28 protein-coding genes are annotated in these 25,343 nt (G+C 68.8%); 12 read left to right on the forward strand and 16 right to left on the reverse strand.

From position 1 onward, the window contains the following. The first annotated feature begins 14 nt into the window (after window positions 1-14). Window positions 15-140, forward strand: a complete 126-nt coding sequence (locus tag KIS93_RS03575; RefSeq protein WP_478212894.1) for a hypothetical protein — start codon at window positions 15-17, stop codon at window positions 138-140. After that, the gene (locus tag KIS93_RS03580; RefSeq protein ID WP_186403567.1) at window positions 137-670 is read left to right on the forward strand and encodes a GerMN domain-containing protein; all 534 of its coding nucleotides are present in this window, start codon (window positions 137-139) and stop codon (window positions 668-670) included. Before KIS93_RS03575 ends, KIS93_RS03580 begins: the two co-directional genes overlap by 4 nt. An 82-nt stretch (window positions 671-752) precedes the next feature. On the opposite strand, the gene KIS93_RS03585 is transcribed toward KIS93_RS03580, so the two are convergent. Next, the gene (locus KIS93_RS03585; RefSeq protein ID WP_281261940.1) at window positions 753-1,655 is read right to left on the reverse strand and encodes a D-alanyl-D-alanine carboxypeptidase family protein; all 903 of its coding nucleotides are present in this window, start codon (window positions 1,653-1,655) and stop codon (window positions 753-755) included. 207 nt (window positions 1,656-1,862) lie between these two features. Between KIS93_RS03585 and KIS93_RS03590 the strand changes: the two genes are divergently transcribed. Continuing rightward, window positions 1,863-2,045: an ATP-binding protein gene (locus KIS93_RS03590; protein ID WP_186403568.1), complete on the forward strand. Its 183-nt coding sequence runs from the start codon at window positions 1,863-1,865 to the stop codon at window positions 2,043-2,045. Between the two features lie 3 nt (window positions 2,046-2,048). After that, the gene (locus tag KIS93_RS03595; RefSeq protein WP_186403569.1) at window positions 2,049-2,291 is read left to right on the forward strand and encodes a hypothetical protein; all 243 of its coding nucleotides are present in this window, start codon (window positions 2,049-2,051) and stop codon (window positions 2,289-2,291) included. A gap of 4 nt (window positions 2,292-2,295) precedes the next feature. On the opposite strand, the gene KIS93_RS03600 is transcribed toward KIS93_RS03595, so the two are convergent. The 4 genes from KIS93_RS03600 to KIS93_RS64495 form a co-directional block, all read right to left on the reverse strand. Then, entirely contained in the window at window positions 2,296-2,436 is a 141-nt protein-coding gene (locus KIS93_RS03600; RefSeq protein WP_186403570.1) for a hypothetical protein, read from the reverse strand. Between the two features lie 192 nt (window positions 2,437-2,628). Continuing rightward, window positions 2,629-3,000 (reverse strand): beta/gamma crystallin domain-containing protein, encoded by a 372-nt coding sequence (locus tag KIS93_RS03605; RefSeq protein ID WP_186403571.1) that lies wholly within the window; start codon window positions 2,998-3,000, stop codon window positions 2,629-2,631. 167 nt (window positions 3,001-3,167) lie between these two features. Continuing rightward, window positions 3,168-3,431 (reverse strand): SDR family NAD(P)-dependent oxidoreductase, encoded by a 264-nt coding sequence (locus KIS93_RS64490; protein ID WP_246005163.1) that lies wholly within the window; start codon window positions 3,429-3,431, stop codon window positions 3,168-3,170. Next, window positions 3,341-3,649, reverse strand: coding sequence for an SDR family NAD(P)-dependent oxidoreductase (locus KIS93_RS64495; protein ID WP_246005164.1), 309 nt, complete (start codon window positions 3,647-3,649; stop codon window positions 3,341-3,343). Before KIS93_RS64495 ends, KIS93_RS64490 begins: the two co-directional genes overlap by 91 nt. A gap of 247 nt (window positions 3,650-3,896) precedes the next feature. On the opposite strand from KIS93_RS64495, the gene KIS93_RS03615 reads away from it, so the two are divergent. Then, the gene (locus tag KIS93_RS03615) at window positions 3,897-4,763 is read left to right on the forward strand and encodes a helix-turn-helix transcriptional regulator (protein WP_186403572.1); all 867 of its coding nucleotides are present in this window, start codon (window positions 3,897-3,899) and stop codon (window positions 4,761-4,763) included. Window positions 4,764-4,840: 77 nt separating this feature from the next. Here the strand turns inward: KIS93_RS03615 and KIS93_RS03620 are convergent, their stop codons facing one another. The 6 genes from KIS93_RS03620 to KIS93_RS03645 form a co-directional block, all read right to left on the reverse strand. After that, complete coding sequence (locus KIS93_RS03620; RefSeq protein WP_186403573.1) at window positions 4,841-5,041, reverse strand: Lrp/AsnC ligand binding domain-containing protein; 201 nt, start codon at window positions 5,039-5,041, stop codon at window positions 4,841-4,843. 173 nt (window positions 5,042-5,214) lie between these two features. Beyond that, complete coding sequence (locus tag KIS93_RS03625; RefSeq protein WP_186403574.1) at window positions 5,215-5,457, reverse strand: hypothetical protein; 243 nt, start codon at window positions 5,455-5,457, stop codon at window positions 5,215-5,217. A 328-nt stretch (window positions 5,458-5,785) separates the two neighbouring features. Then, window positions 5,786-7,393, reverse strand: coding sequence for a tyrosine-type recombinase/integrase (locus tag KIS93_RS03630; RefSeq protein ID WP_155127225.1), 1,608 nt, complete (start codon window positions 7,391-7,393; stop codon window positions 5,786-5,788). Between the two features lie 4 nt (window positions 7,394-7,397). Continuing rightward, complete coding sequence (locus tag KIS93_RS03635) at window positions 7,398-7,718, reverse strand: helix-turn-helix domain-containing protein (protein WP_080038708.1); 321 nt, start codon at window positions 7,716-7,718, stop codon at window positions 7,398-7,400. After that, the gene (locus tag KIS93_RS03640) at window positions 7,715-8,155 is read right to left on the reverse strand and encodes a hypothetical protein (protein ID WP_080038709.1); all 441 of its coding nucleotides are present in this window, start codon (window positions 8,153-8,155) and stop codon (window positions 7,715-7,717) included. Before KIS93_RS03640 ends, KIS93_RS03635 begins: the two co-directional genes overlap by 4 nt. Then, window positions 8,152-9,210, reverse strand: coding sequence for a tyrosine-type recombinase/integrase (locus KIS93_RS03645; RefSeq protein WP_222107218.1), 1,059 nt, complete (start codon window positions 9,208-9,210; stop codon window positions 8,152-8,154). Before KIS93_RS03645 ends, KIS93_RS03640 begins: the two co-directional genes overlap by 4 nt. Before the next feature lie 367 nt (window positions 9,211-9,577). Between KIS93_RS03645 and KIS93_RS64500 the strand changes: the two genes are divergently transcribed. Then, the gene (locus KIS93_RS64500; RefSeq protein WP_420895844.1) at window positions 9,578-11,209 is read left to right on the forward strand and encodes an IS1634 family transposase; all 1,632 of its coding nucleotides are present in this window, start codon (window positions 9,578-9,580) and stop codon (window positions 11,207-11,209) included. 80 nt (window positions 11,210-11,289) lie between these two features. Here KIS93_RS64500 and KIS93_RS03655 read toward each other — a convergent pair whose 3' ends face one another. Genes KIS93_RS03655 through KIS93_RS03665 form a run of 3 tightly spaced genes read right to left on the reverse strand, consistent with a single transcriptional unit; the run spans window position 11,290 to window position 12,274 of the window. Next, a complete protein-coding gene (locus tag KIS93_RS03655; protein ID WP_186403575.1) occupies window positions 11,290-11,586 on the reverse strand; it encodes a hypothetical protein in 297 nt (98 codons plus the stop codon). Between the two features lie 17 nt (window positions 11,587-11,603). Next, window positions 11,604-12,002, reverse strand: coding sequence for a hypothetical protein (locus KIS93_RS03660; RefSeq protein ID WP_186403576.1), 399 nt, complete (start codon window positions 12,000-12,002; stop codon window positions 11,604-11,606). Then, complete coding sequence (locus KIS93_RS03665) at window positions 11,999-12,274, reverse strand: hypothetical protein (RefSeq protein WP_186403577.1); 276 nt, start codon at window positions 12,272-12,274, stop codon at window positions 11,999-12,001. The genes KIS93_RS03660 and KIS93_RS03665 overlap by 4 nt, the downstream gene beginning before the upstream one ends. Window positions 12,275-13,337: 1,063 nt before the next feature. On the opposite strand from KIS93_RS03665, the gene KIS93_RS03670 reads away from it, so the two are divergent. After that, window positions 13,338-15,341, forward strand: a complete 2,004-nt coding sequence (locus KIS93_RS03670; RefSeq protein WP_186403578.1) for a DNRLRE domain-containing protein — start codon at window positions 13,338-13,340, stop codon at window positions 15,339-15,341. Further along, window positions 15,260-19,543, forward strand: coding sequence for a phospholipase A2 (locus tag KIS93_RS03675; RefSeq protein ID WP_186403579.1), 4,284 nt, complete (start codon window positions 15,260-15,262; stop codon window positions 19,541-19,543). The genes KIS93_RS03670 and KIS93_RS03675 overlap by 82 nt, the downstream gene beginning before the upstream one ends. A gap of 66 nt (window positions 19,544-19,609) precedes the next feature. Here the strand turns inward: KIS93_RS03675 and KIS93_RS64505 are convergent, their stop codons facing one another. After that, on the reverse strand, window positions 19,610-19,846 hold the full coding sequence (locus KIS93_RS64505; RefSeq protein ID WP_246005165.1) for a hypothetical protein: 237 nt from the start codon (window positions 19,844-19,846) through the stop codon (window positions 19,610-19,612). On the opposite strand from KIS93_RS64505, the gene KIS93_RS68735 reads away from it, so the two are divergent. The 4 genes from KIS93_RS68735 to KIS93_RS64520 all read left to right on the forward strand — a co-directional run bounded on the left by KIS93_RS68735 (window position 19,763) and on the right by KIS93_RS64520 (window position 22,468). Further along, complete coding sequence (locus tag KIS93_RS68735; RefSeq protein ID WP_420895851.1) at window positions 19,763-19,954, forward strand: helix-turn-helix transcriptional regulator; 192 nt, start codon at window positions 19,763-19,765, stop codon at window positions 19,952-19,954. The two genes, KIS93_RS64505 and KIS93_RS68735, sit on opposite strands and share 84 nt — an antisense overlap. A gap of 15 nt (window positions 19,955-19,969) precedes the next feature. Continuing rightward, window positions 19,970-20,755, forward strand: a complete 786-nt coding sequence (locus tag KIS93_RS68255) for a response regulator (RefSeq protein ID WP_335673877.1) — start codon at window positions 19,970-19,972, stop codon at window positions 20,753-20,755. 614 nt (window positions 20,756-21,369) lie between these two features. Then, window positions 21,370-21,633 (forward strand): RNA polymerase sigma factor, encoded by a 264-nt coding sequence (locus tag KIS93_RS64515; RefSeq protein ID WP_246005166.1) that lies wholly within the window; start codon window positions 21,370-21,372, stop codon window positions 21,631-21,633. Beyond that, complete coding sequence (locus KIS93_RS64520) at window positions 21,611-22,468, forward strand: RNA polymerase sigma factor (RefSeq protein ID WP_246005167.1); 858 nt, start codon at window positions 21,611-21,613, stop codon at window positions 22,466-22,468. Before KIS93_RS64515 ends, KIS93_RS64520 begins: the two co-directional genes overlap by 23 nt. A 1,421-nt stretch (window positions 22,469-23,889) precedes the next feature. Here KIS93_RS64520 and KIS93_RS03700 read toward each other — a convergent pair. Then, window positions 23,890-25,284, reverse strand: a complete 1,395-nt coding sequence (locus tag KIS93_RS03700; RefSeq protein WP_186403581.1) for a DNRLRE domain-containing protein — start codon at window positions 25,282-25,284, stop codon at window positions 23,890-23,892. Window positions 25,285-25,343 lie beyond the last annotated feature (59 nt).

Here is a 25,343-nt window from a genome sequence, read left to right on the forward strand (position 1 = left end):
GCCTGGGCCTGGCCATCGCCCGGGAGAACGCGCGCCTGCATCGGGGCGACCTTACCGTCACCAACGCCCCGGACGGCGGCGCGGTGTTCACCCTACGCCTGCCCCACCACACACCCGACCCGGACGGAGACCCCGCATGAGCACCCGGCCCGCCCGTCTGCTCGCCGCTGGCTTCGCAGCGCTCGTAGCGGTGGCCGGCTGCGGCGTGCGCCCTAGCGATCCCATCTCCGTCGGCGTCCCGCCGAGCGGTGGCGTCGCACGGCGGACGTCGATCGCCCTCTACCTGGTGCGGGACGGCCGGCTCAGCACGGTGAAGCGGCCCGGTTTCCGCCTGTCCCAGGCGGACGCGCTTGTGCTGCTGGCAGTCGGGCCCACCGAGAGTGAGCGGGCGCGCGGATTCACCACCGCCATCCCGCCTGAAGCCGCCCCGTTCTCGGTGTCCACCAAGGCGGCGGGCGGCCTGATGGTGAATGTGTCCGTCCCGGCCGGCGATCTGCCCGTGCTGGCCGTCGGACAGATCGTGTGCACGGTCGCCGCCATGGCGGAGGAGAGTCCTGCCCGGGTCACCGTCGTTGGCGCCGGGCAGAACGTCAGCCCTCCGGACTGCGCGAGCGCCGGTAGTGACCGGCCTGATGTTCCGGACCGGCCGTCGTCGTCCCGGCCGGACTGAGCGCGGACGGCGGTGACGGCGACGGGGACCGAGGACGACCGGTGGGGGCGGGGCCTGACCGCTGGACAGCGAGGCACGGCGTTCATGAGGCTGGCGTTCGCCGTGGGTGCAGGTATCGCTGGGCGGCTGTGATCAGCTTCCGGCCGGCGGCGAACGCGGCCTGCTTCTCCTCCTGCAGTGTGTCGCCGGGGTCGCCCTGGCGCAGGGCCACCCCGAGAATCAGCCGGTCACGGTTCCGGAAACGGGACAGGCGGCCCAGAGTAGCGCTCCGCCCGCCGGCGTGCTGCTGCCGGTCTGGAGACCGACCACCCCGGGCAGCGCGAGCAGGGTGTTGCTGTTGAGGATCACACCTGGGATGCCCGGGACGGTGGTTCTGGCGGTGGCGACGATGTCCCGCAGTACGGGGTTCTTCATGGCGTGGCGGGCCAGATGGCGTGGCGGGCCAGCTGAGCGGGTCCACCGCTGTGCTGACCATGGTGGGCTCGTACCCGCTGGTCCCGGTGTAGGTGGCGTTCCGCATGCCCAGCTCGGCGGCGGTCGCGTTCATCTTGCGGACGAACGCCTCCTCCGAGCCGGCGTCCCAGCGCGTCAGCAGGCGTGCGACGTTGTTGCCCGAGGGGATCAGCCTCAGTTCGAGAAGCTGTCGCTCGGTGAGGCGCCGCCCCTGCCTGAGCGGCACCGTGGACTCGTCCCAGTTGCCTGACTCGGTGGCCGCCTGCCGGTCGACACGGATGGACGGCCCCTGATTGCTCTGCCGGAGCGGATGGTCGCGAAGGATCATCAGGGCGGTCATCACCTCAGTGACACTCGCGATCGGCATGGGCCGCTGCTTGCCGTGCGCCTTGAGGCCGTCCGCCTGCCCCGTGAACTGGACCGCCGCCTGCCCCCTCAACGGCCAAGACAGAGCCGACGACCGCGTCAGGGCATCGGGCGCCGTCCAGTTGCCCAGCAGCAGCAGCGACCGGGCCTGTTGATGACAAACCACGATTGGTGGCGAATGTGCCCGCGCTGCCCGCTGAATGTCACCGTTTCTCGACGGCGGTCACCTCCGGCGCGCTGGCGACACGACCATGACCTGACGCGGACACGATGGCGCCACGGCCGATCGAGCGCGAGGGCGAGGTGAGTGGCGTGAGAGCGCCACCGCGTATGATCCCCGTGCTCGCAACGCGGGTATTGCCGGCGAAGAAGAATGGATGTCCCCATCAACGCGCACCACATAATCTATGGACGAGATGAGGAGCTGCGGCGCATTCAGCGGCTGCTCGACCGGATCCGCCGGGGAGGCGGTCCCGCCCTGGTGATCCGCGGCGAGGCCGGCGCGGGCAAGAGCACGCTGCTGCGGGAGGCGGGGAGCGGGGCGGTCCTGAGATGACCCGTGCTGACAGCCACGGGCGTCGACTCGGAGATCAGGCTAGCCTTCAGTGGGCTGCATCAGCTGCTCACCCCCGTACTGGACAGCCTGGACCTGCTGCCGGAGGAGCAGGCGCAGGCGTTGCGCTGTGCTCTCGGCCTGCGCGGCGGGCAGACCAGCGAGCACGTGCGCGGTGACGTGCCGGGGAACCGAACGGTCACCACGCCGGTAGAGAGTCGCCTCCACAAAGATCACTACATTGAGTAGTTAGTCACTTGACCGCGTCGGCCAGTAGCGGCCCTTCCGCGCGCTGCGCCGCCGCCATGGGCACGTGCTGGGCTGGGCGCGCGGCCGTCGCCGCGGCGGGAATGGGGGTGGCGGCCATCGAGGTCATGCTGGCCAGGAGGGTCACGTCGGTGATGGTGGTGCTGAGCAGGGAGTGGCACTGTGGGGGGTGGGGCAGCCAGAGCCAGTTGATGTCAGTGGCGGTGACGCGAACTCGCGACCTCACTGTGAGGGCCCGACTTTCCCGGGGCTGTGCCCCGGGACCTTGCCGGCCGGAGCGGCGATCGCGCAGGACCGCCGCCCCGATATCGCCGGCGGTTCAGACGATCCTGATTCCCTGGATGCGGACCCCACCGGGATGGTTCGGCCAGGTGAACACGGTCCACTTCGGGATCGGCTGAGCCGGCTGCCACCTTCCGTCCCCGTACCACTGGACGCGGTTGTTGCCGGTCGAGATCCGGGTGACCCACCAGATGTTCAGGGCGTACATGTCCTCTCCGGCGTTGGCGTAGCAGTAGTCGACCGACGAGCTGCCGGTTGCGTGGATCGTGGCGCGCACGAGGTCGGTCCGGTCGCCGCACGCGACCTCATTGATCGCGTACGCCGCCGTCGGGAGGGCGACGGCAAGTGAGGCCGTCACCGCGACGGATGCCAGAGTGGCCAGGCCCGCGCGTTTGGCGATGCGTTTCATGGACTTCTCCTTTGCAAGTGAGATTCATGCGGTGGAAGTGGAGCCGGACTATCCGCAGACTTGACCAGGAGGAGATCTCTGGCCACCTGCCGGGGTGGCCGTCTCGCTTCCGATAGGAACACCACGGCTCACGACCGGCTGCGATGCCACTAGGTGTCAGATCTGCCTCAGACGGGCTGGCCGACCGGCCGGATGGTCAGGGTGTTGAGGTCGACGCCAGCCGGCTGGCGGCTGGTGGCGTACATGCGCAGGTTCTCAGCCATGCCGGTGACGGCCCACTTGGTGGCGGAGTAGAGGTTGGCGGGGCTGTTCTTCAGGCCGGCGACGCTGCCGATGAGGATCAGCCGCCCGCCGGTGGCCTCGAGGTGGGGCAGGGCGGCGTTGGCCAGCAGGCGGGGCCGAGGACGTTGGTGAGGACCATCGGCGCCCACAGCTCCGGGTCGCCGTCGGCGATGGTGCGCGGGTGGCCGGCGGCGGCGATGATGCCGAGCAGCCGGTCGGGATGGCCGGTCTCGTCGAGGAAGAACTTGAGTCTGGTCTCGTCGCGGCCGGTGACGGCCACGCGGTGGCCGCGGTCGAGGAGTAATCGTGCGGTGTGGGCGCCGATGCCGCTGGTCGCGCCGGTGATCAGTACGGTCTTGCCGGTCATGGTCATACTCCCGGGTGCTGGAGGTCCTGGTGGTGCATCACAGGAGGGCATCGACGGTGATGGGCGGCCCGATCAGCACTACAAAAGCTGGTCGGACAGGGGCCATCTCCGTGTCGCAGGTCGCGTTCGATTCGCTGATCCCAGAAAACCCGCCTGGCCGGGCGCGAGACAGAGCGCATTTATAGGGGGATAAGCTCAACCCCCTTACCGTCGGCGCCTGTGCGAACCCTGCAGTTACCGTGGGAGCATGGACGACCGGCCCGACAACCGCGACCAGATCCGGGATTTCCTCGCCATCCGGCGCGCGAAGCTCACTCCGGAGCAGGTCGGGCTGCCCACCGGCGGTCGGCGCCGGGTCCCCGGGCTGCGCCGCGAGGAGGTCGCGGTGCTGGCCGGGGTGAGCACCGAGTGGTACACCCGGCTGGAGAAGGGCCACATCAGCGGCGTATCGGAAGAGGTACTCGACGCGGTCGCCCAGGCCCTTCGCCTGGACCAGGACGAACGCACCTACCTGTTCACCCTGGCCCACGCCGCCCGGCCCGCCCACCGCGCACCTTCGCGCCGCAAGGACGTCCAGGTCCCGCCGCGCGTCCAGTGGCTGCTGGACTCCATGACGATGTCGGCGGCGTTCGTACGCAACGGCCGCCAGGACCTCGTCGCCCACAATGCGCTGGCTCGGGCCCTGCTCGCGCCGGTCTTCGACAGCCCCGCCACCACACGGCACGGCTGCGCCAACCTCGCCCGCTACATCTTCCTCGACCCGGGCTCCCAGCGGTTTTTCGTCGACTGGGACGCGGCCACCGCCGTCAGCGCCGCGCTGCTGCGCGCCGAGGCCGGACGCGAGCCCCACGACCGGGCGCTACGCGACCTCGTCGGCGAGCTGTCCACGCTCAGCATCGCTTTTCGCGGCCAGTGGGCCGCCCACGACGTGCGCATCCGCCACGCTGGCGGCAAGCGGCTGTGGCACCCGCAGGTCGGCGACCTGGAGCTGACCTACCAGTCCCTCGACCTGCCCATCTCCAACCGGACAGTGTACGACCTCACCATCTACACCGCGGAACCGGACAGCACCTCCGAAGAGCGGCTCAAGCTCCTGGCCAGCCTGGCGCGATGATTGTGTCGGTGAGGCATTGGCCGGGGTACGGGCTGAGTTTCAGGGTAGGAAGGTGCCCGCCCGCTTGACCGTGCGGATCAGGGTGCGGTCTCCAGTTCGCGCACGCCGTGGAGAGGTGCTACCCGCTCGGTGATGTAGCTGTAGAGGTCACGGGTGTCGCGGCAGGTCACCCCGGCCATGAGATTGGTGGGGCCGGTGATAGCTGCCACCACGTCGGCCTCGGGGTGGGTGGCCATCGCGGTGCCGACCGAGGCCAGGGCCGACGGCTCGACCTTCATCCTGGAGGCACTCGCGCGCGACCCCTGTCTCCCCAGACGCTTGCCCGTCTGCGCGACTGACGTTGTGCGCCGTACTGAACGAATCGCAACGACTGGTGCGGTCTCCGCTAGGAGGCTCGCCCGCAGGATCTCCTTCCGTCCAGGGCTCCGGCGACGGTGGACCTGGTTGCCGGCTAGCGACCGCCGCCGATGGTCATCGGGCCGATCGCCTTGACGGTGCGCAGCACGGAAGCAGTCTCGATCGTGTGGATGGCCTCGGCCAAGCCGAGCCCCTGGGTGAGATAGCGGTGCAAGGCGGCCGGATCGGTGCACAGCGCGTTGGCCATCAGGTTGGTGGAGCCGGTGGTGGCGACCCGGTCCAGGTGTGCCGGGGCGACCGACATCCACAGCAGGGTCTGGACGGCGATGCCGAGCACTGCTCCACTCGGGTCCGTGCCACCAGCCGCAAAGTAGCTGTGAGTAACCGAGAGCTCCCGGACGGCTTGGCATAAAGGCTGTTAGCGAGCAACAGTCGCGACCTGCGAAAACGTCCCTCCCGTCTTATCGCGGTGTGGCGAGCGCCCGGACTCATCCCCGAAGGCCCGGACCGAAACTCGCGGTCGGACACCGCAGCCGTTACCCGCTGTGGCCGGCGGCAACGCTCTACTTTGGGGCTCATCGCACGGACCCGAGCGGAGGGCCAAGATTTCCTAGAGTTCAGGCAAACCGAAGGGTTCTCAGGATGAACTTATGGATTCTCATGCTCTATGTGGTCTGTGGACCCTTGGGTTCGTCTCGACTGGCGGGGTCTTGTTCCTCGGCCTGGGCGACGAGCAGTGCGCGGGCGTTCTCGGCGTAGCGGATGGCGGTCTTGGGATCAAGACCGAAGACGGCCGCCAGGTGGAGAGGATCGGGGCCAACGGCAAGTGCTTCGTCGAGCTGTCGTTGGACGCGTAGCCGCTCGAGAGTGGCGGCCTGGCCTCGGAAGGGTTCGGTCAGATGGACCTTGCCTATGGGGCCGGTTTCCATAGCCGTCTGCTGATTGATGAGCAGGTGGGGGTTGGCTGTGTTCGGCCAGCGTGCGCGTCGGTGGGTGAGCCAGGCCAGAAGCACCTGGTGGGTCAGGTCGTCCAACGGTCGTGAACGGCCAGCGACCGTCAGGCGTCGATTGCCCAGATCGACGTCGTCGAGCTGGAGTTCCCGGATGGCTTTGGGCCGGGCTGCGTGGATGGCAGCCAGGGCGAGGATGAGCCGGTCCAGAGGCTTGGAGACGGCGCTCACGGCCCCATCGATGTCTGCGTCTGCCAGGGGCATGATCAGTTTGCGGGGTTGTTCTCCGACTCGCAGGCGGGCTGCTGGGTCGCGGAAGATCATGCGGTTCTTCTTGCAGTGGCGAAACAGGGAGCGGATGACGCTGAGGGTGTGGTGGCGTTGGGCGCCGTGAAGGTCGTCGATGACGGCGAGGATGTCGTCGCGGGTGACCTCCCTGAGGTGGTCATAGCGGTCTGACCAGGTCAGCAGGCTAGGCCGGACAGCTTGCAGGTATGCCCAAACGGTGGCGGCGCTGCGGGACCGAGATCGAGGTCCGCCATCTCGCAAGGTTCGAAGCCAGTGCTCAACATCGGCTCGGATTCCAGGGGCGAGAGCGGCGAGGTTGCGCGCCAGCCATGATTCAAACGTGGGGATCCGGTCGTCCTCGACCAGGTCGAGTTCGCCGAGGACTTCGACGGTCCGTTCAACGCTGAGCCCGTAGCGGCGGAGCACGGGGAAGAGCTCCGAATATCTGATCCTGTCGTGTCCGGCATGGGAGGACAGCAGGATGACGAGGGCCCGGTCGACGTCGTTGGCAACCCATCGCGTCCAGCCCCGGCGCTCGCCGAGGTCGCCGGCGATCCTTCGGGCCTTGAGCAGAACCGGGTTGGCGAGGTCAGCGTGCTCGCGGCGGTTGAAGCGCAAGTAGTCGCGGCGGGTCGCGATCGGTAGCTGAAGTTGAGTCCAGCGTGAAGGTAACGGTGGCTGCTCGGGTGCAACTGCAGGTTTGCGGCCCTTGCGGCCGCCGGCCCTGCCCAGTAGCGGACCACCGCGCTGGCGGATGCGGTGCATCCCGGCGAAGAACAGCTGCTGGTGAGTGAGCGCCCGCAGGAACGGTTCGAGGACGGTGACGTGTCCTTTGGCGTTCAGACTGGCTTGGAGCCAGCAGAGCCGGCAGTAGCCGCGCTTGACCGGAACGAACCGGCCGCAGAAGGCGCACTCGCCCTTGTCGTGGAGCTGGCCGTAGGTGTAGCAGGCTCGACAGTAGCGGCCGGGCAGCACTCCCCAAGCGAAGCAGCCGACGCAGGTCGCGGCCGGCTTCTTCGGTGAGATGTAGCTCAACGGATCAGGTGGGTGGCAGGGTTCGTCCGTCCTTGCGCCGGGGTGTCACGGCCGAGCTCGCCGAGGCTGCGACCGGGAGATCCTGCTGCTCATTGACTCGCTTAACCTTCTCCGGCTGAGGGATGAGTAGTTCATCGACCCCGCAGCCGAGGACGGCGCAGATGACGTTGAGGTCATCGAGTTTGATGCTGGCGGGCTCGCCCGACCACAGACCGGACATCTTCCCGGCGCTGATCTTCAGGCCGTGTTCGGCGAACATCCGCTGCAGCTCAGAGGCTTTCCAGATGCCGCGGTTGGCGGCGGCCAGCCGCAGGTTCCATCTCATGTGTTCTCGGCCTCCTTCCAGGGCGCGGCCGATCCGGCCGGATGTCCGGCGGCGGCTCCTATCGCGGTCGCGGTCAGGGCGAGGTTGACGCCGTCCAGGCTGGTGAGCACGTCACGCAGGTCGACCGGGATGCCGCCGCTCATGCTCGCGGCGATGCGCAGAACGGCGCGTTCGCCGCCGCTGCAGGGCAGGCGGCCCTCCTGCAAGGCCGTGATCGCCCCATCCCAGTCGACAAAGGCCAGCGCCGTGGCGACGCCGGCGTCGACGGTGATGTACTCGGCGACGAAGTCGGGCCGGTGCAGCCACAGGTCGGTGTCGATGAGCAGTTCGACTCCTGCCTGGACGCAGGGCAGTCCGGTGGCGCCGAGCGTGAGTGCGCACGCCAGCTCGTGTCGGGCCCAGTAGTCGCCGACCGGTCCGGCGGGATGTGCGGTCATGGCGTCCGTCCCTTCCCGAGTCCCGTCAGGCGGGCGGCGGCACGCCGCTGACCTGCGGTCCAAGCGTCTTCTATGTGGGTGCCGGTGACGTGCACATATTTCATCGTGGTGGCGATCCAGGCATGGCCGAGCAACTGCTGGATGGCGATCAGGTCCATGCCCTGCTGGTAGAGCTGGGAGGCGCAGAAGTGCCGCAGCACGTGCGGGGTCAGGACGTCGGCCCATTCCGGCAGGTGAGCGGCGGCGGCCCTCGCGAGCGCGGCCCGGAGTGTCTCGTCGCCGATGCGGGCGACCGAGCCGTCGGTGTTCTTGCGCTCCGACAGCAGCAGCGCCACGCCGGGCCGGGTGTGGTCGTCGCCGAACTGGCCCCACACGTCCTCGACGAACCAGCGCAGCGTCGCCGCGGCGTTGTTGATCAGCGGCACCATCCGCTCACGCGGTCCGGACCTGCGCGCGCCCTTGCCATGGCGGACGTGCAGTTTGCCGAAACGGCCCAGACCCCACTTGATGTCGGCCAGGTCCAGCTTGCACGCCTCGTTGACGCGCAGCCCGACCTCCGACATCAGCCGGCAGGCGGTGTAGTTGCGGGCGGTCGGGGCGAACTTCCGGCAGGTCGTCAGCTCCTGCCGCCACCCGGCGAACAACCGGTCCACCTGCTCGATGGTGGGCGGGATGCGCAACTTGCCCTGCGGGCCACCGCGCGGCCGGTTCATCTCATCGATCGGGCACTCGACCACGCGGCCGGTCATCTGGTGGATCTCGACCTTGTGCCGCAGCTCCAGGAACAGGAAGAACGTCTTGATCGCCTGCGCCCGGGCCAGCCTGGTGCCCTTCGCGGTGGCACGCAGCACCTTGCCGAAGTACGCGTCGGCGTCAGCCGGTTCCATCTCCCACAACGGCCGGCCGAACCAAGCCCGCACCTGCTCCAGGTGCACCACGTCGGAAGAGATCGTCCCATCCGACAGCCCCGCCGCCGCCCGCGCCAGCACGAACCCGGCCAGCACGTCCGTCTCCAGCGCCTCCAGGTCCTCGGCAGTGGCCGGGGCACGCGCCACCCGAAGATCCTTCACCACAGCCAGCGTCAACTCCGGCCACCTCGCCTTCACCATCACAGCAAGACGAACGACCAGGACGATAGACCTTCAGAATCCCCGAAATCTCATCAACACCAGAAGAAGCCGGAGCACCAGCAGATAAGCCCAGGTCCAGGAGCTAAGGAGGTTCATAGAGCCTCAAGCAACTCAAGGGTTATTGGTTACCGCTCAGGCCATCGCACACTCTTGCATCATTATCACAGGTCAGAGATGGGTTCGTTGAATTCTCCGCGATTGCTACCGGAACCCCATGATGCGCTAGCCCCGTTTTCCGCATGTTGCGGTAAGTGAAGATCGCCGGGTTTGCCGTGGTGATCGTTGTCGCGGTATGACCTGGCTGGTGAGACAGCGTGCGCAGTGGGGTCAGGCCAGTGTCGAGAAGATGCTCGGGGCATTACCGGTGGTGGCCGGGTTTTGCTCGCGGTTGCGGGTCCGGGAGTTGGTGGATGCGGCCTGTCCGGTGCGCGATGTCGCCGAGTTGACTCATGGGCAGGTGATCGAGGTGCTGGTGGCCAACCGGCTGACCTCGCCCGCCCCTTTGGTGCATGTGCGGGACTGGGCGCGCGCCTGGGCGGTGGGTGAGGCGTTCGGGGTGGATCCGGAGTTGCTCAACGATGACCGGATCGGCCGCGCGCTGGATGCCATCGCCCCGCATCTGGAGCAGCTGGCCGGGTCGGTCGGGCTGGCCGCGATCGAGGCGTTCGGCCTGGACGTGGCGCGCCTGCACTGGGACATGACCTCGATCTCGCTGCATGGCGACTACGAGCAGGCCGAGCCCGCTTTCGCGACACCGCGCTTCGGTCACCCCAAGGACCGGCGGCCGGACCTGAAGCAGATCCAGGCCGGGATCGCGGTGGCCGCCGATGGTGCGATCCCGGTCTTGCACCGCGCCTACGACGGCGCGGCCGGTGAGGTCGGGCAGGTCATCGGCGCCATGCAGGGCCTGCAGAAGCTGGCCGGCCCGCAACGCATGCTCATGATCGGCGATTCCAAGCTGATCTCGTATGCCAATCTGGCGGCGATGAGCGCCGCCGGGGTCGCCTTCATCGCGCCGGCCTCCAAGCAGTACGTCGGCGCCGCGGCGCTGGCCGGCCAGAAGATCGACGACGCGGCCCGGGTGGACTACGTCGCCGCCCGGGACGAGCGCAAGAGCGCCGACCGGCGTGGTGCCTGGCATGTGCGCGAGGACGACACCATGACGCTGGCCGGGCCGCGCAAGAAGGACCCGATCCTGACCCTGCGGCGCATCTTCGTGCACTCCTCCGCCCGCGCCCAGGCCGCCGCCTGCGCCCGGGCCAAGAAACTCGATCGCGCCCGCGACGATCTGGCCCGGCTGGAACGCGGCCTGGGCACCCGCCACTACCCCACCGAGCAGGCCGTCGCCGACCGCCTCGCCGCGATCGGCCGCGACCGCCGGGTCAGCACCTACCTGACCGCCCGGACCGGCACCGACCCGGCCACCGGCAAACCCACCCTGACCTGGCAGTTCGACCAGAACGCGATCGACGCCGAAGCCGCCGCCGACGGCTGGTACGCCCTGCTCACGAACCTGCCCCCCGGGGCCGCCGACGCCGGACAGGTGCTACGCCACTACAAAGGCCAAGAAGCCGTCGAACGCCGCTACCAGGCCTTCAAGGGGCCGCTGGCCGTCACCAGCCTGTACCTGAAGAACAACCGCCGCATCCACGCCCTGATCACCGTCATCTGCCTGGCCCTGCTCATCTTCTGCCTGATCGAGCGCCAGGCCCGCCAAGCCCTCGCCGACCGCGGCGAAACCAAGGTCAACGGCCTGTACGCCGGACGGCCCGCCGTCCCCACCGGCAGACTCATCCTGGACGCGCTGGCCGGCATCCGGCTGATCCCGGGCACCGGCCAGTCACCCCCGACCATCCCGCAACCCACCGACCTCCAACTCGACCTCCTGGACCTCCTCGACATCGATCCACGAGACCTCCGCTGAAGATCACTCACCTGCGGAAAACGGGGCTAGCCGGGATGGCGGTTCCTGCCATGCCGTCTGCCCGAGCGCCGTTGCGCCGCCTACTCCACGATCGGCGCGCTGTCGGCGACGCTCACCTTCAGCTGCGCGCTCGACGACACGACACTCCCCACTGGGGCATTAGCCAGTTTCGCGTCCACGACCGCTCCCCGGCGGCCGAGATAGTCGTAGGTGTTCCGGTCGAAGATGTACTCCTCCCTGACTCCCATGGGCGAGACCATCGCCGCCGCGATGCCCGTGCGCCCCGCAGCGTCCTGCGCCTGTTTCGCGGTCACCACCCCGGGGATCGTGGCCGCCGCGCGGTAGAGCGCGGCTTGCTGCGCGGCGGCTGCTGGCACGGACCCGGCTCCCGGGCCTACACCTGGAAGAACTCCAGATGTCCGTATCCCGCCCAGCCTGCCGCGTCTCCCGTGAGAACGGGCCAGCCGCGGTCCAGTGCGAGGTGGGCGGTGTGGGCATGGTGCAGGGGCACCTCGAGAGGGCGTGCCGCGTGCCGGGCTTGACGGACGACGCGGAAGATCTCCTGCCGGGCGAGGTCTTCGACGACGCAGGAGCGGAAGCCGAACAGCCACATGAGTTGCGCGGGATCCGGGTCGGCGACGATGGCCGCCTGGGCGAAGGCGGTGACCGGCAGGAGCAGGGTGTGCCCGTCCTCGGTCAGGACCTCCAGGGCGGTCCGGGCGTCGGCGCCTTCCTCGTTGTCGGCCAGGAGTCGCACGATGGCGGTGAGATCGGCGACGTAGCCGGCGATCACGCGATGCCGGCCTTCTTCTCCGCCGCGGCCCGTTGGGCGGCGTGCATGCGCTCGCGCATCTCCGCCTTGCGGCGGTCGTAGCCTTCGGGATCGGCCGCGCGGTCTTGAGCGGTGAGGCGGGCGAGCCGCTCGCGGGAGGCCCGGTCGGCATCGGCGCGCTCCCTTGCCAGGCTGGCGAGATAGCCGGAGAGGGTTGTGCCTTCCTTTTCGGCCATCTCCTTGACGAGCTCGTACACCTCATCAGGCAGGCTCATGGAGAACTTCTGCGCCATACCTGAACCCTACCTGGTAGGAAACGGCTTGTCTCGCAAGAGCGGGAGCCGTCGGCCACCTCTCGCTGACCGATCGCTTCGACGCTGAAGAGATTGGGAACGGGATGCTGCGGTAATGGGTTTCCGGGAGGCCAGCGAACGGCCTCTCATGCACTCGGCCGAACGTGCTCGAGCCAGATTTCGTCCGCCTTCACAGGGGCCACACGGAGCGGGACACTACGGGGCTGGAGCACACCTGGGGCCTTGCCACGGCATTCGGGCGCAAGACTTCGCCTCGGCCGAGGCCGAGCCGGCGGGCAAGGTGCGGACCCACGCGTGAAACATCGGCGGTGGCTCGACCGCGTTGTTCCAGGACGCGGTGCACCGGCTGCGCGAGAACGATGTGCTGCTGCCCGGGATCAGCACGCTGTCCAGGCTGGTGGAGCGCGAGCGGGAACACGCCGCCCGGGAGCCGCAGGACGCCCTGGCCGCGCTGCTCAGCGCGCAGCAGCGCGGGCGATGCTGGACCTGCGGCTGGAGGTACCGCCGGACAAGACGGTCTCGAATCTGGAGCGCCGGCGAACCGGGCCGGCCGGAACTGGAGGACGCCACGGTGCCGCAGCAACGGCTGGACGAGCCGGCCCGCTACGGCCTGACCCCTCATTCGGCCCAACTGAAGAAGCATCCCACTCCCGGCCGTTGGCCACCGTGCAGCGGCTGGAGACCAAGACCACCGACGACACCCCGGAACTGCTGGACCTGCTCATGGTGCCCGAGTTGCGGCGCGCCAGACCCTGGCGGCCGCGGCCGTCTCGGAGGGGATCGGCCCTCACGCGAAGCGCCCGTCGAGGCCGGCGCTCCGCCCGCGCGTCCGTCGACTTGTGCAGCGCACACCAGTCAACTGACAGATTCACCCACAAAGACCCAAGCCTACCGTCGGGACAGTGATCGGCCTCCCCGCCGGGCAGGCATGGGCCGTGTTGCGACGCGTGTCGATCGTCTCTCGCGGGCCCCGCAATCTCCCCCTCTCCCTGGTGAAAAGGATCGCATCGTGCCCCCACACAGTCGTCCCGGATTCCGCAGCTTGGATGTAGACGAAGACCGACAATTATCCGGCTATCGGCCGCCGTTCGGCTCACACCTGTCGGCCTGGACCGGCGCCGCCCTGGCCGTGCTCCTCCTGTCGGCCGACCTGGGGGTCGCCTCCGCCACGTCCGCACCGGCCTCCCGGCCCGCCCCGACGGCCGCACCGGCCGCCACCACCCGATTCAACGGTCCTGGGCAGGCGCCCGACCAAGCGTCGGCACGGCTGATGGCCAGAGTGCAACGGAGGCGCATCGAGATCACGGGCGAGCGGACGGACTCGACCACGACATGGGCCGAACCGGACGGCAGCACCACGGTGGAAACGTTCACCGGGCCCATCCGCGCACGCGACCGCGATGGCACCTGGCAGCGCATCGACACCACCCTCCAGGAAGTCGGCGGCATGGTGCGGCCCAAACTGGCCGCAGCCGACATCGCGTTCTCCGCCGGCGGCACCGGCAAACCCCTCGCCCAGGTCCAGCGGGGCCGGCAGATGCTGGGCCTGTCATGGGAAGGCGCGTTGCCCCGGCCACGGCTGGACGGCCCGACCGCGACCTACCCCGGCGTCGCCGCGGGCGGCGACCTGGTCCTGACGGCGCTCAAGGAGGGCCTGTCCCACCATGTGGTCCTGCGCCGGCGGCCGCAGGGCGCGGTGGAGGTGCGCCTGCCGATCACCTCCGGCGGCTTCCGCGTCAAGGAGACCTCGGACGGGCGGCTGGCTTGGCAGGACGGCAAGGGCAGGACGAAGGCCACCGCTCCGGTACCGGTGATGTGGGACTCCTCGCTCGACCGCCTGTCGGGCGGGCCGGCCCATCAGGCGCAGGTCTCGGTCGAGATCGACAAGAGCCGGGACGGTTCGGAGCAGGTGCTCGTCCTCAAGCCCAGCCCCGAGTTCCTCGCCCGGCCTGACACCGCCTACCCGGTGACGATCGACCCGACCGACACCCTGATGGGACCGGTCACCGACACCTGGATCCAGTACAACGACTACCCGACCTCGCAACGCGGCTCGAGCGAGCTCAAAGCCGGCACCTACGACGGCTCGGCCAAGGCGCGCTCCTACCTGAAGTTCGACGTCGCGAAATACGCGGGCAAGCACGTCCTGGACGCCAAGCTGCGCCTGTACTCGTACTATTCCTCCACCTGCGCGACCTCCGGCACCGGCGTCAAGGGCGTCGAGGTACGCCGGATCACCTCCGACTGGGACCCGTCGGCAGTCGCCTGGTCGAATCAGCCCAGCACGACGACGACCGGCGCCGTCGCCATCACCGACGCCAAGGGCTACAACTCCTCCTGCCCTGCCGGCCACAACACCTGGGACATCGACGCGATCGGGCAGGCGTGGGCGAACGGCCAGCCCAACTACGGGCTCAGACTGGCAGGTGTCAGCGACACCGACACCTACAGCTGGAGACGGTATCGATCGGCGAACCACGTCGCGGGCGCGCACGACCCCGCCACCGAACCGTCCCTGACGGTGCAGTACAACACCAGGCCCGGCAAGGTGAGCCAGGTCTCCCCGCTGCCGCAGGCCGCGACCAACGACACCACGCCGACGCTGGCGGGCAAGGCCGTCGACCCCGACGGCAACACGGTGAAGCTGACCTTCGAGATCTGGACCCCCACTGGCACCACGGCCCTGACGAGCGGGACGTCACCGTTCGTGGCCTCCGGCGCCACGACCGGCTGGGCCCCAGCGCCGCCCTGGCGCCAGGCGCCTACAAATGGCGGGCGACGGCCCACGATGGCACGGACCCCAGCAGCGAATGGTCCCCCTGGCAGACCTTCACCGTCGACACGACAAGCCCCGGGCCGGCCACCATCACCTCCGACGACTTCCCCGCCGAGCAATGGTCAGGAACGCCGGACGGCTCAGGCGGGTTCTCGGGATCGTTCACCTTCGCCCCGCCCACGACCGACGTGGCGAACGTCCAGTACAAGATCGACAGCGGAGACTGGATCGATCTCGCCACGACCGGAGCCGCGGTCACCGCGAAACTGAGCTTCCCGGCCGGCGCGCACACGATCAGCGCCCGCACCCGTGACAGCGCGGGCAACGCCTCCGACACCACCGCCTACACCTTCTACGCAGGCAAGGGCGCGGCCCTGCTCGCACCCGCCCATGGCGAGCGCCCGGCACGACGCACCGCCCTGCTCGCTCAGGGCAGCAGCACCGACACCGGCGTCCGCTACCAGTATCGGCAGGGCGAGACCGACACCTGGCACGATGTCCCCCTGACCGACGTCCGCTCCAAGGCCGACGGTTCCACCCCCTCCGCGTGGCCGGTGCCCGTCACCAAGGGCGCCACCCCCGAACTGGTGTGGAACATCGCCGACAGCATCCGCGACGATGGCCCCCTCGACGTCCGCGCGGTCTTCATCGAAGGCACGACGTCGACGGCCTCCCCGCACAACACCATCGTCCTCGACCGCGTCGCCGGCGCCGCCCCCCGCCTGCCGATCAGCCTGGGCAACGTCAACGTCCTGACCGGCGACTTCACCCTCAACGCCGCCGACGCCACCATGTTCGGCATGTCCGTCACCCGCTTCGCCTCCTCCCGCCGACCCCAGCTCGGCACCGCGAACCCGGGCCAGGCAGCGATTTTCGGCCCTCAGTGGAGCTTCGGCAGCGATCTGGAGAGCACCGCAACGACCTGGACCTCCATCCAGGCGATCTCCCCCGGCCTGGTGGTACTGAAAGACAACGAAGGCGGCCAGACCGGTTTCACCGCCACCGCGAACGGCGGCTGGAAACCGGAGCCCGGGGCCGAGAAACTCGCCCTCACCAAGACCGCGGACGGCGGCTTCCTCCTCACCGACACCTCCGGTGTCACCAGCACTTTCGCCGCGATGGGCGGCTCCACCACGAGCTGGCAACTCGCCGGCACCGCACGCGCCGCCGACGACAGCCCCAGCGTCCTGCTGGTGTCGGAGGCGGTCACCGTGAGCGGCAAGACGCTGGCCAGGCCGAAGTACCTGATCGCCCGCACCTCGGCCGTCAGCAACGACACCTGCAAAGCCGCACCCGCCACAAAGGGCTGCCGGGTACTGGAATACCTCTACGCCACCTCCACCACCGCCACCGCAGCCCAGTTCGGCACCTTCGCCGGCCAGGTCGACGGCATCCGGCTGTGGGCGACCGACCCGGGCGCCGGCTCGGCCACCGCGACCACGCTCGCGTCCTACGCCTACGATCCGAACGGCCGCCTGCGCCAGGTCTGGGATCCGCGGATCTCCCCGGCGCTCAGGACCCAATACGACTACGACGACGCAGGCCGCCTGCAGAAACTGAGCCTGCCCGGCTCACTGCCCTGGACCTTCGCCTACGCCAAGGCCGGCGGCTCGGCAGTGGCGGGAGAGGGCATGCTGCTCTCGGCCGAACAACCGGCCCTGCGACCGGGGTCCAAGACGCAGACCGACGGCACCGCCACCTACAGCCTCGTCTACGAGGTTCCGCTGACCGGCGCCGCGGCACCGTACGCCATGGGCCGCACCGACGTGGCCGCCTGGGCGCAGGCCGACGCGCCCACCGACGCCACCGCGCTGTTCCCCCCGGACGCGATCCCGCGCGGGCACACCGGCATCGAGCTGACCGCCAACGACTACAAACGCGCCACGGTCGTCTACACCGACGCCTCCGGACGCTGGGTGAACGTCGTCCAGCCAGGCGGCCATGCCGAGACCGTCGAATACGACAGCTTCGGCAACTCCGTCAGAGAACTCACCGCCGCCAACCGAGAACTGGCCCTCGGCAAAGGACCGGACGCGCAGGCCCGGCTCGAGTCCCTCGACCTCGCCGAGCTGAGCACGGCCGAGCGCGCCCAGCTGCTGTCCTCGACCCACCTCTACAGCGACGACGGGCGCCGGGAGATCGACTCCTACGCACCCTTGCGGCTGACGACGGTCACCACCGGACTGAAGGCCACCGCAACCCTCCCGGCCGTTCCTGACGGCACCGAGATCCCCGGACGTCAGCACATCCACCAGGAATACGACACCGGACGCCCAACCGACGGCTCGGCCGCGATCAGCAACGTGATCACCAAGACGACGACCGGCATGCAGGTGCCGGGGTACCCGGAAACCGATCGCCGCAGCCAGAGCAGCTCCTACGACTGGTCCAAGGGCATGCCCGTAGGCCAGACCGAAGACCCGGGCGGGCTGAACCTGACGCGGACCACCACCTACAACGCGGCCGGGCGGGCGGTCCAGGCCGCCACACCCCTGTCCGACGGGGACGACGCCGGCACGACCGTGGTGCGGCACTGGACCGCGAGCGGCACCGGCGCCTGTGCGGGACGGCCCGAATGGGCCGACCTGACCTGCAGCGTCAGCCCCAAGGACAAGATCACCGATACCAACGGCAACCCGGACGAGGACCTGACGGTCAGCACCGAATACGACCGCCACGGCCAGCCAGCGAAGATCACCGAGACCGCCAACGGCGCCACGCGCGTCACCTCGATCTCCTACGACCAGGCCGGCCGCGCCATCCGCAGCGTCGTCACCGGCGGCCCCGGCGTCCCGGTGCAGGCATCCACCACCACCTACGACCCGGTCACCGGCAAACCGGCCACGATCACCTCCGACGACGGCAGCAAGGTCTCCTACGACTACGACGCGCTCGGCCGCAAGGTGACATTCACCGACGCCGACGCAGCCACGACGACGACCGAGTACGACGCGCTCGAGCGGGTGCTGCGCACCGTGAGCTCGGCCCCGTCCACCACCACCTACGAATACGACACCAGCATCGAACCGCGCGGCCTGGCCACCAAGATGACCGACTCCGCGGCCGGCGTCTTCACCCAGGTCTACGACGGCGGCGGCAACGTCATCCAGCAAACACTGCCCGGCGGCGTGACCATGCGGCAAACCCTCGGCCCCGATGAGGAACCGTACTCGCGCGCCTACACCATGCAAGGCGCCGCTGAACCCTTCTTCACCAGCACCGGCTCGACCTCCGTACACGAAGAGGTCACCGAACGCACCGGCCTCTCACGGGTGCGGCAGAAGTTCGACCCAGCCGGCCGCCTGGTCGAAAGCCTCGCCGAAAAACAGGACGGCAGCACGGACTGCGTCCTGCACACCTACACCTACAACGCCAACGGCAGCCGCAAGAGCGAGGCGTCGGCGACCTCGAGCTCCGGCACGGCATGTCCCACCACCACCGCCACGCCTGTCACGCACGCCTACGACAGCGCCGGCCGGATCGTCGACCCCGGCTACGCCTACGACGCCCTCGGCCGGCTCACCGCCACTCCCGACGGGCTGGCGAGCGCCTACTTCGCCAACGACGAGCTGCAGCAGCAAACGGCCGGCGGGCTGCGCCAGACCTGGACGCTGGATCCGCAAGGACAACATCGCCGGGCTGTGGTGGAGAGCAATGCCACCGGCACCTGGCAGAGCACCGCGACCATGCTGTCCCACTACGACGGCGAGGACGTCGTCTGGAGCGTGGACGGCGCGGGCGGCGTGACCCGAACGGTGCTCTCACCGGTGGAGGACCTCAACGGCATCGCCACGGTGCGGCCCGACGGCTCCGTGAGCCTCGAACTCGACGAGGTCACGGACGACGGCGAGATCGAGTACATCACCAGCAGCGGCGAGCTCATCGTCCATGACATGAGCGACGCCGCGATGACGAGCGTGCCCGCCCAGATCGTCGCCGGCGAGGAGGCCATCAGCCCGGCGCAACTGCTGGCGCAGTGTCTGGGCTGCGAGGCCACACTGCTGGACGACGCGGAAGCGCCGACCACGGCCGAGACCGTGACGCCGCTGTACTCACGATCGGGTTCCCGGGCATCGGCCACCGACTACTGGCTGTTCAGCGTCAGTCTCTGGGCCTTCAAGGACTACAAGAACTGGGGTTCTAACTCCTGCCGGCGCAAGGACCTGGTCTGGAAGGACGACGGGTGCTCGGTGCCCAAGGTGCTCGGTGGCATCGCCGTGAAGCACTACAAGAAGCAATTCAGCTGGCCGTGCCAGCGGCACGACTTCGGCTACCGCAACTATCGCAAGCAGCGTCGCAACACCTCAGAATCCCGCCGGCACCGCATAGACAAGCGGTTCAAGAACGACATGTACAAGTACATCTGCAAGCCGAAGAACTGGTTCAGCGAGAGAGCGTGCAAGGGAGCGGCCTGGAGCTTCTACCAGTCGGTGGACAAGTTCGGAAAGAGTGCGTTCTACAAACGCTGGTAAATCCACTGGCCGTCAGCCTGATCTCAGGGCCGCGGGCCGCCGACCGTGACCGCCCGGCCACGCACTTCAGAATGGCCGGCACGTGAAACACCTCTCGCCCTGGATGATCGCCGACTGCGTCAGCCGACGATCACCCAGGGCGGAGGCGTCCTCGGCCGTCCTGCCGCGCGCACTCTGCAACGGGCCTTCGCGCACGAAGGGCAGCCCCTGAGCGCCTACATCCGAAATCGCCGCCTCGACGAGGCGCGCCGCCCGCTTGCGGCACCGCACCCGCGCATGACGATCACGGACATCACCGCTCACTGGCAGCTCCCCGACAGCGGCCACTTCGCCCGCGCCTCCCACAACCGCTATGCGGCCGGACCCCCACCGACTACGCCACGACCGCCGGCGGAGCAGCGGACGTCATAGGAGAATGCGCGGAGTATGACAAGAGCGCGGAGACCGCGGCCCGCAGCCGGATGTCCGGCAGCGCCGCGTCCGGTCCCGGTCTTCTGGCGTGATGACGCGAGCCGGTCCGGAGGAATCCCCCATGTGTGCGTACGTCCTGGTGGCCGAGGACGATCCGAAACAGGCCGAGCTGATGCGCCGTACCTGTGCCGGGAGGAGCACGTCGTGCGGGCCGTCGCCGACGGGCGCTCGGCGATCGACGAGGTACGGCGGGAGCGGCCCGACCTGCTGGTGCTGGACGTGATGATGCCTGGGGTCGACGGTCTGGACGTGTGCCGGGCGTTGCGGCGCGAGCATGACCTGCCGGTGCTGATGGTCTCCGCGCGGGCGTCGACGTCTCCCGCCTCGTCCAGCGGATCCGCCCCGGTGGCTGGAACCGGCATGACCGACGCCAGCACCGCGCCCGTCACCACGATCCCGGCCGGCCGCGAACGGACCCGCCCCCACCAAGCGGCCATCTCCCAGTCCCTTCCCCGGCGAACTCCACGGGCCCGCGGAGAAACAGCCCACCTCTGGCCGGCCGGTGCTCCGCAGCGAACACCGGCAGAGCTGGATGGCACGCACGCGGGCGAACCCGTCAGTCCCCCACGGGATGATGACCGACTTCACGACGAAAGTAGCCACCAGCCGTTCACCGCTGAGTGGAATTTTCGGCTCCACCAACCGCGGCAGTCCACGTTCGAGATCAATCGGCCGCGGGAGCCGGTGGAGATCAGGCGGTGGGCTTGCCGGTCTCGGCGGCGAGCACTGGCCGGTCATTGAGATGGTGGTGGTTCCGCCTCCAGGCGGAGGCGAACGACGCTTCGCGGAAATCTGCCACCACTTCCCGCGCCGGACGTGGTCACGGCAGGTCTTCTGACAAGCCGGGCCGGGGATGTACGGACGCCATTCGGCCGCGGACAGCCCGCCGTCATTGCGGCAGTTCCGCGCGGTGGCAGCGATCCGATCGACGCTGGACTCGTATGTGACACGGTCTGCAATCGGGTCGAGGAGCACTGTCCGGTTGAATGCCTTCGATCTGTCTGGCTGCCCGAGGTGAAGCATGCGGCCAGACGGATTGAGATGTTGGGGTTGTTGAAGGAGGTACGGGCGAAGCCCGTACTGTTGTGAGAAAAAGGGCAGATTGCTTTACCATCTGGGCGCCTTTACAAAGTAAATCTGCGCTTGGACGGGAGAACGTGCTGGGAAACGTCAGCAAAGGAGCGGAGGGATGACCGGGGGTCATCCCTCCGCATGACGAATGCTGCCCGGCCGGTATGGAGACGCATGCCACTCGGTTCGGCGACGTGGAGTCTTGGCGTGCCCGCCTCGTAATGCACCGCAAGCTTCGGTCAAGTACAAGGCGTAAGCACTGTCGACCGAAGGGAGCCCGGCTCGTGCGGCCCGATCAGGAGGAACCGGGGGACCCGCTGACACGGACGCAGGCCTTCGAAGATTTCTACCTTTGGCACTTCGACATGATGACGCGGTTCGTCGCGCGGCCGACGGCCGATCCGCACACGATGGCCGACCTCACGGCGGAGATATTCCTCGCGGCACTGCACTCCCGGCACACCTACCGGCCAGGACGAGGCAACAAGACCGGATGGCTGTACGGGGTGGCGCGCAACGTGCTGGGTGGCCCAGCGACGCCGCACTGAGCGCGAGGCCCGCGCCGTCGAACGGATCGTCGCGCGCCGAGTGCTGGACAGCGACGACATCGCCGACCCGACCGACCGCATCGACGCCGGAGAACCCACCCCGCGCGCACTATCAGCCATGGCCGACCTGCCGGACGGGGAAAGGGCGTTGCTCGAGTTCGTGGTCATCGACCAACTGACGATGGCGGAAGCGGCCCAAGCCCCTGGACATCAGGGTCGGAACGGCCAGAGTCCGGCTGCATCGTACCCGCCGGACCCTGCGGAAGGGACCCGGCGTGGCGGCGGCCCTGGTGACGGAAGGACTGTGAGGGCGGTGTCGTGCAGGAACAAGCTGTTCGAGGAACAGCGCGCGAAGGCCGCCACGGTCTCGTGGCATGCCCGGCCGGCACGTCGGCCCGCACGCCCGTTGGCGGCTGCGGCGGTGGTCGCCGTACCGCTGGCGCCGCACACGCCGGCGTTCGCCGTCGTCAACAATCCCGACGGAACCGTCACCGTGCGGATCAACAAGTTCGTCAGGCCCAAGGAGTTGGAGAAGAGGCTGCGGGAGAAGGGCATGCGAGCGGTGATCGATTACGTCCCTTACGAGCAGATCTGCCGCGAGCCGCGGGGAGAGACCGTGCCCCGGCCAGATCGGATGCCGTTCAGGCGGATGAACGGCTCCGGCTTCTGGATCAACCCGAAGGACCTCGGGCCGGATGAGACGCTCGTCGTCGACACGCACTCCGCCAACGGTGATCTGGCCAAGAACCATGGAGGCAGCGTCGGAGTCATTCACGGACCGGTCGCAACCTGCGAACTCGTACCGGCTGAGGTCAGCGGCGTGGATGGCGGATGACTCAGCGGAGGAAGCCCGCACTGCCGTCACTGGGGTCATCGCGAGGGGCGGCAGAGCGCTCCAGGCTGAAAGGCCACGCCAGACCGATTGAGATCCACCACGTCATGTCGCGTAGATGTTCTTGCCCCAGGCCAGCCGATGGTCGCCGACTCCGTGGCCATAGCGGCATTCAGCCGTTCCAGGGACGGCGCCGCTTTCTTGGCGCTATGCCTGTGAACCGGAGTAGCGCGTAGGCGAACATTCCAGTCCAGTGGATCTTGGTGGAGCACTGGACAGCACGTGGCCGCCGTCGCATGGTAGGAAACTTGCCTGCATGAGGGCGGCTCCCAGCCGATGATCGCTGGTGGGCGGCGGAGGCCAGCGCTGGGAAGGGGGATCCGTATCTACCGCAGACCGGCCGCCTTGACAGCAGAACCGCCTCGCATGGCACCTTCGTTTTGGGACAGCAGCGTCACCACGCGCGTGACGCTCAACGACTCGAACATCGGGAGTGCCCTCAGTTCGGGCCGTCTCGTTGCCGAGAGGGTTCCTCTGCCGGTCATTGCGGTCGGAGCGCTCAAGCTCTTCGACGCTAAGCGGAATGAATCGCCTTTCCGTTCACCTCCGTTTCATGCTCCGATCCGATACAAAGGATATTCGGGGTCAAGCAACATATATCTGTCATATGACTGGTGTGTGGCAAAGCCGCTGAACGGCGGACGGCCTTCCCTGCCGCGGGACGACCGTCCGGCCACACCTCAGGAGCGACACCAGTGGAGCAGCGCAAGCGTGCACAGCAGCAAGCTCACTGGACCGGCCTGCTACACCCGCGATTGACGCGCTCTTCGGCATCCCAGGCGATCCAGTCGTCGCCGACGGGGATGTCTTGGTCAAGAAGTTCCCGTATCCTCGACCGCCCGGATCGGGCTCGATGACGACTACCGCCTGCAAGTCGCGTTCCCTGATCTCGGACTTGACCTCGCCGACCGTCTTCTCCCTCCACCGGGCTCGCACGGCGCCACCGGACCCCGCATCAGGTACGTGGGGTCGTGCCGCATTCGCCGCTGATGGTCCACACGAATGTCTCGCCTGCTGCTGGAGACCGAGCAGCGCAGCGGGCCCCCGCCCGCACAGCAGGCTCGGCCATCGTAGCCTTGCCGACGACGAGGCCGCAGCGGCCTGGCCCCCACAACGATGATGTCGTCGGGGCCGAGCACGCTCAGGTCGTGCGGCTCTGCGCCGCAGTCGAACCACGCCGTGGCCAGGCCAAGGCAAGGGGTCAGCGACTGCTCGGCCGAGGGCTCTCCCTTGCGGAGGGTCCTCGGCCGTCGACCGCGACGTCCGCCGGCGCTGGCTGCTCCCCCTCAAGGCCGGGCCCGGCCGGAGCCGAGAGCGCGCCGTCGGCGCCTGGCAGGCAGGCGAACGCCGGCGCGCGGGTGCGGCTAGCGCCAGTAGACGACCGTGAGGGTCGGCGGCTTGACGCCCGCGTCCTTATTCTCGGAGGCGGCGAAGGCCCGCCAGTTCGTCTTCTCGCTCTCGTCGGCGCCCCGGAGCTGGATGCCGTAGTTGGGGGCGCCGTCCGCCCAGGCCTTGACGATGTCGGTCACCGGCCAGGCGAGATAGCCGGCGCCGTCCGGGCACGGCTCGGTCCAGGTGCGGCCGCGGCCCGCCTGGGTGGTGCTGGCCCCCTGCGAGGTCGTGGTGGGCTTGTTGTTCCAGGTGAGGTTGGTCTCCGTCCAGGGGCTCGTGATGCGCTCGGCCGTGAGTCCGGAGCCGACCCTTGGGCCGCAGGCGTTGGTCTCGAGATTCCACATGCCGAGGCCGGCCAGGACCACCCGCTTGCCCTTGAGCGTGGCCGTGTCGAACGAGACCAGGCTGCGCATGATGTCGCCGCCCTGGCCGTTCTCCCACGGCATCGTGCCGGCGATGATCATCGCGTCGCCGGGGTGGGACGCCCACGAGGTGGCCACGTCGGTGTCGGTGACGACCGTGGGCATCGTGATCCCCGGGACCAGGCGCACCGGGTAGACGCGGTCCGGGTCGGACAGGAAGCCGGTGTCCGGCTTGAGCACCAGGACCTGGGCTCCGTCCTGGGACTCGACCGTGGCCGGCACCTCGGCGAGGGCGTCGCCGCGGGGCTTGCCACGGCCGCTGGAGTCGTACATGACCGGTGGGGCCGACGAGGCGAGCACGTCACCACCGGTGCTCTTGAGCTGCAGGCCTCCATCTGCGCTCCGCGTCAGGTCCGCGCCCTGCGTGCGGATGGGGATGCGCAGTTCGAGCGGGCCCTTGGGCTTCTCCCGCAGCACCACGTCGTGGCGCAAGCCGGTCGGCAGGACGGTCACCACCAGATCGGCCCCCGGGCCGGCCGCGTCGGCGTAGGTGGCGACGTTGGCGCTGACCGACGGCTTGGGCAGCGGATTCGCCCAGTTGAGGATGAACACCCGGCCGGCGCTGTCGACGAGCTTGGCCGCCGGCCCGTCGCCGCCGCCGGAGACCTCGACGACCGCCTGCGAGACGCGCGGCTTGAGCACCGAGCCTTCCGCCACGAGCGTGGTGTCGATGGCCGCCCAGGTGCCGTCGGACCGCTTGACGTTGGAGGGGCCCGAGGTGATCGTCGCAGTGAAGCTGCCGTCGGGGTTGGCGACGGTCGTGCTGTTCTCGTCGGTCAGGCTGGGCACGGGCACCGCGGTGCCGGTCTCGGCGGCGCGGGCAGAGGCGGCCGCCTCCGGGCTCTGCTCCACTGCCGCGACGGCCGGCAGGCCGGTCGCAGCGGCGAGCGTGACGACGGTTGTCAGGCCCAGGGCCAGTTTTCCTACCGCAGCAGAAAATCGCATGTACGTCCTTTCATGAGGGGTGGCATCACAAGGGCACGGATCACCGCTGGTCGCGTGCG

This window comes from [Actinomadura] parvosata subsp. kistnae (assembly GCF_900323885.1).
Taxonomy (GTDB): Bacteria; Actinomycetota; Actinomycetes; order Streptosporangiales; family Streptosporangiaceae; genus Nonomuraea; species Nonomuraea composti.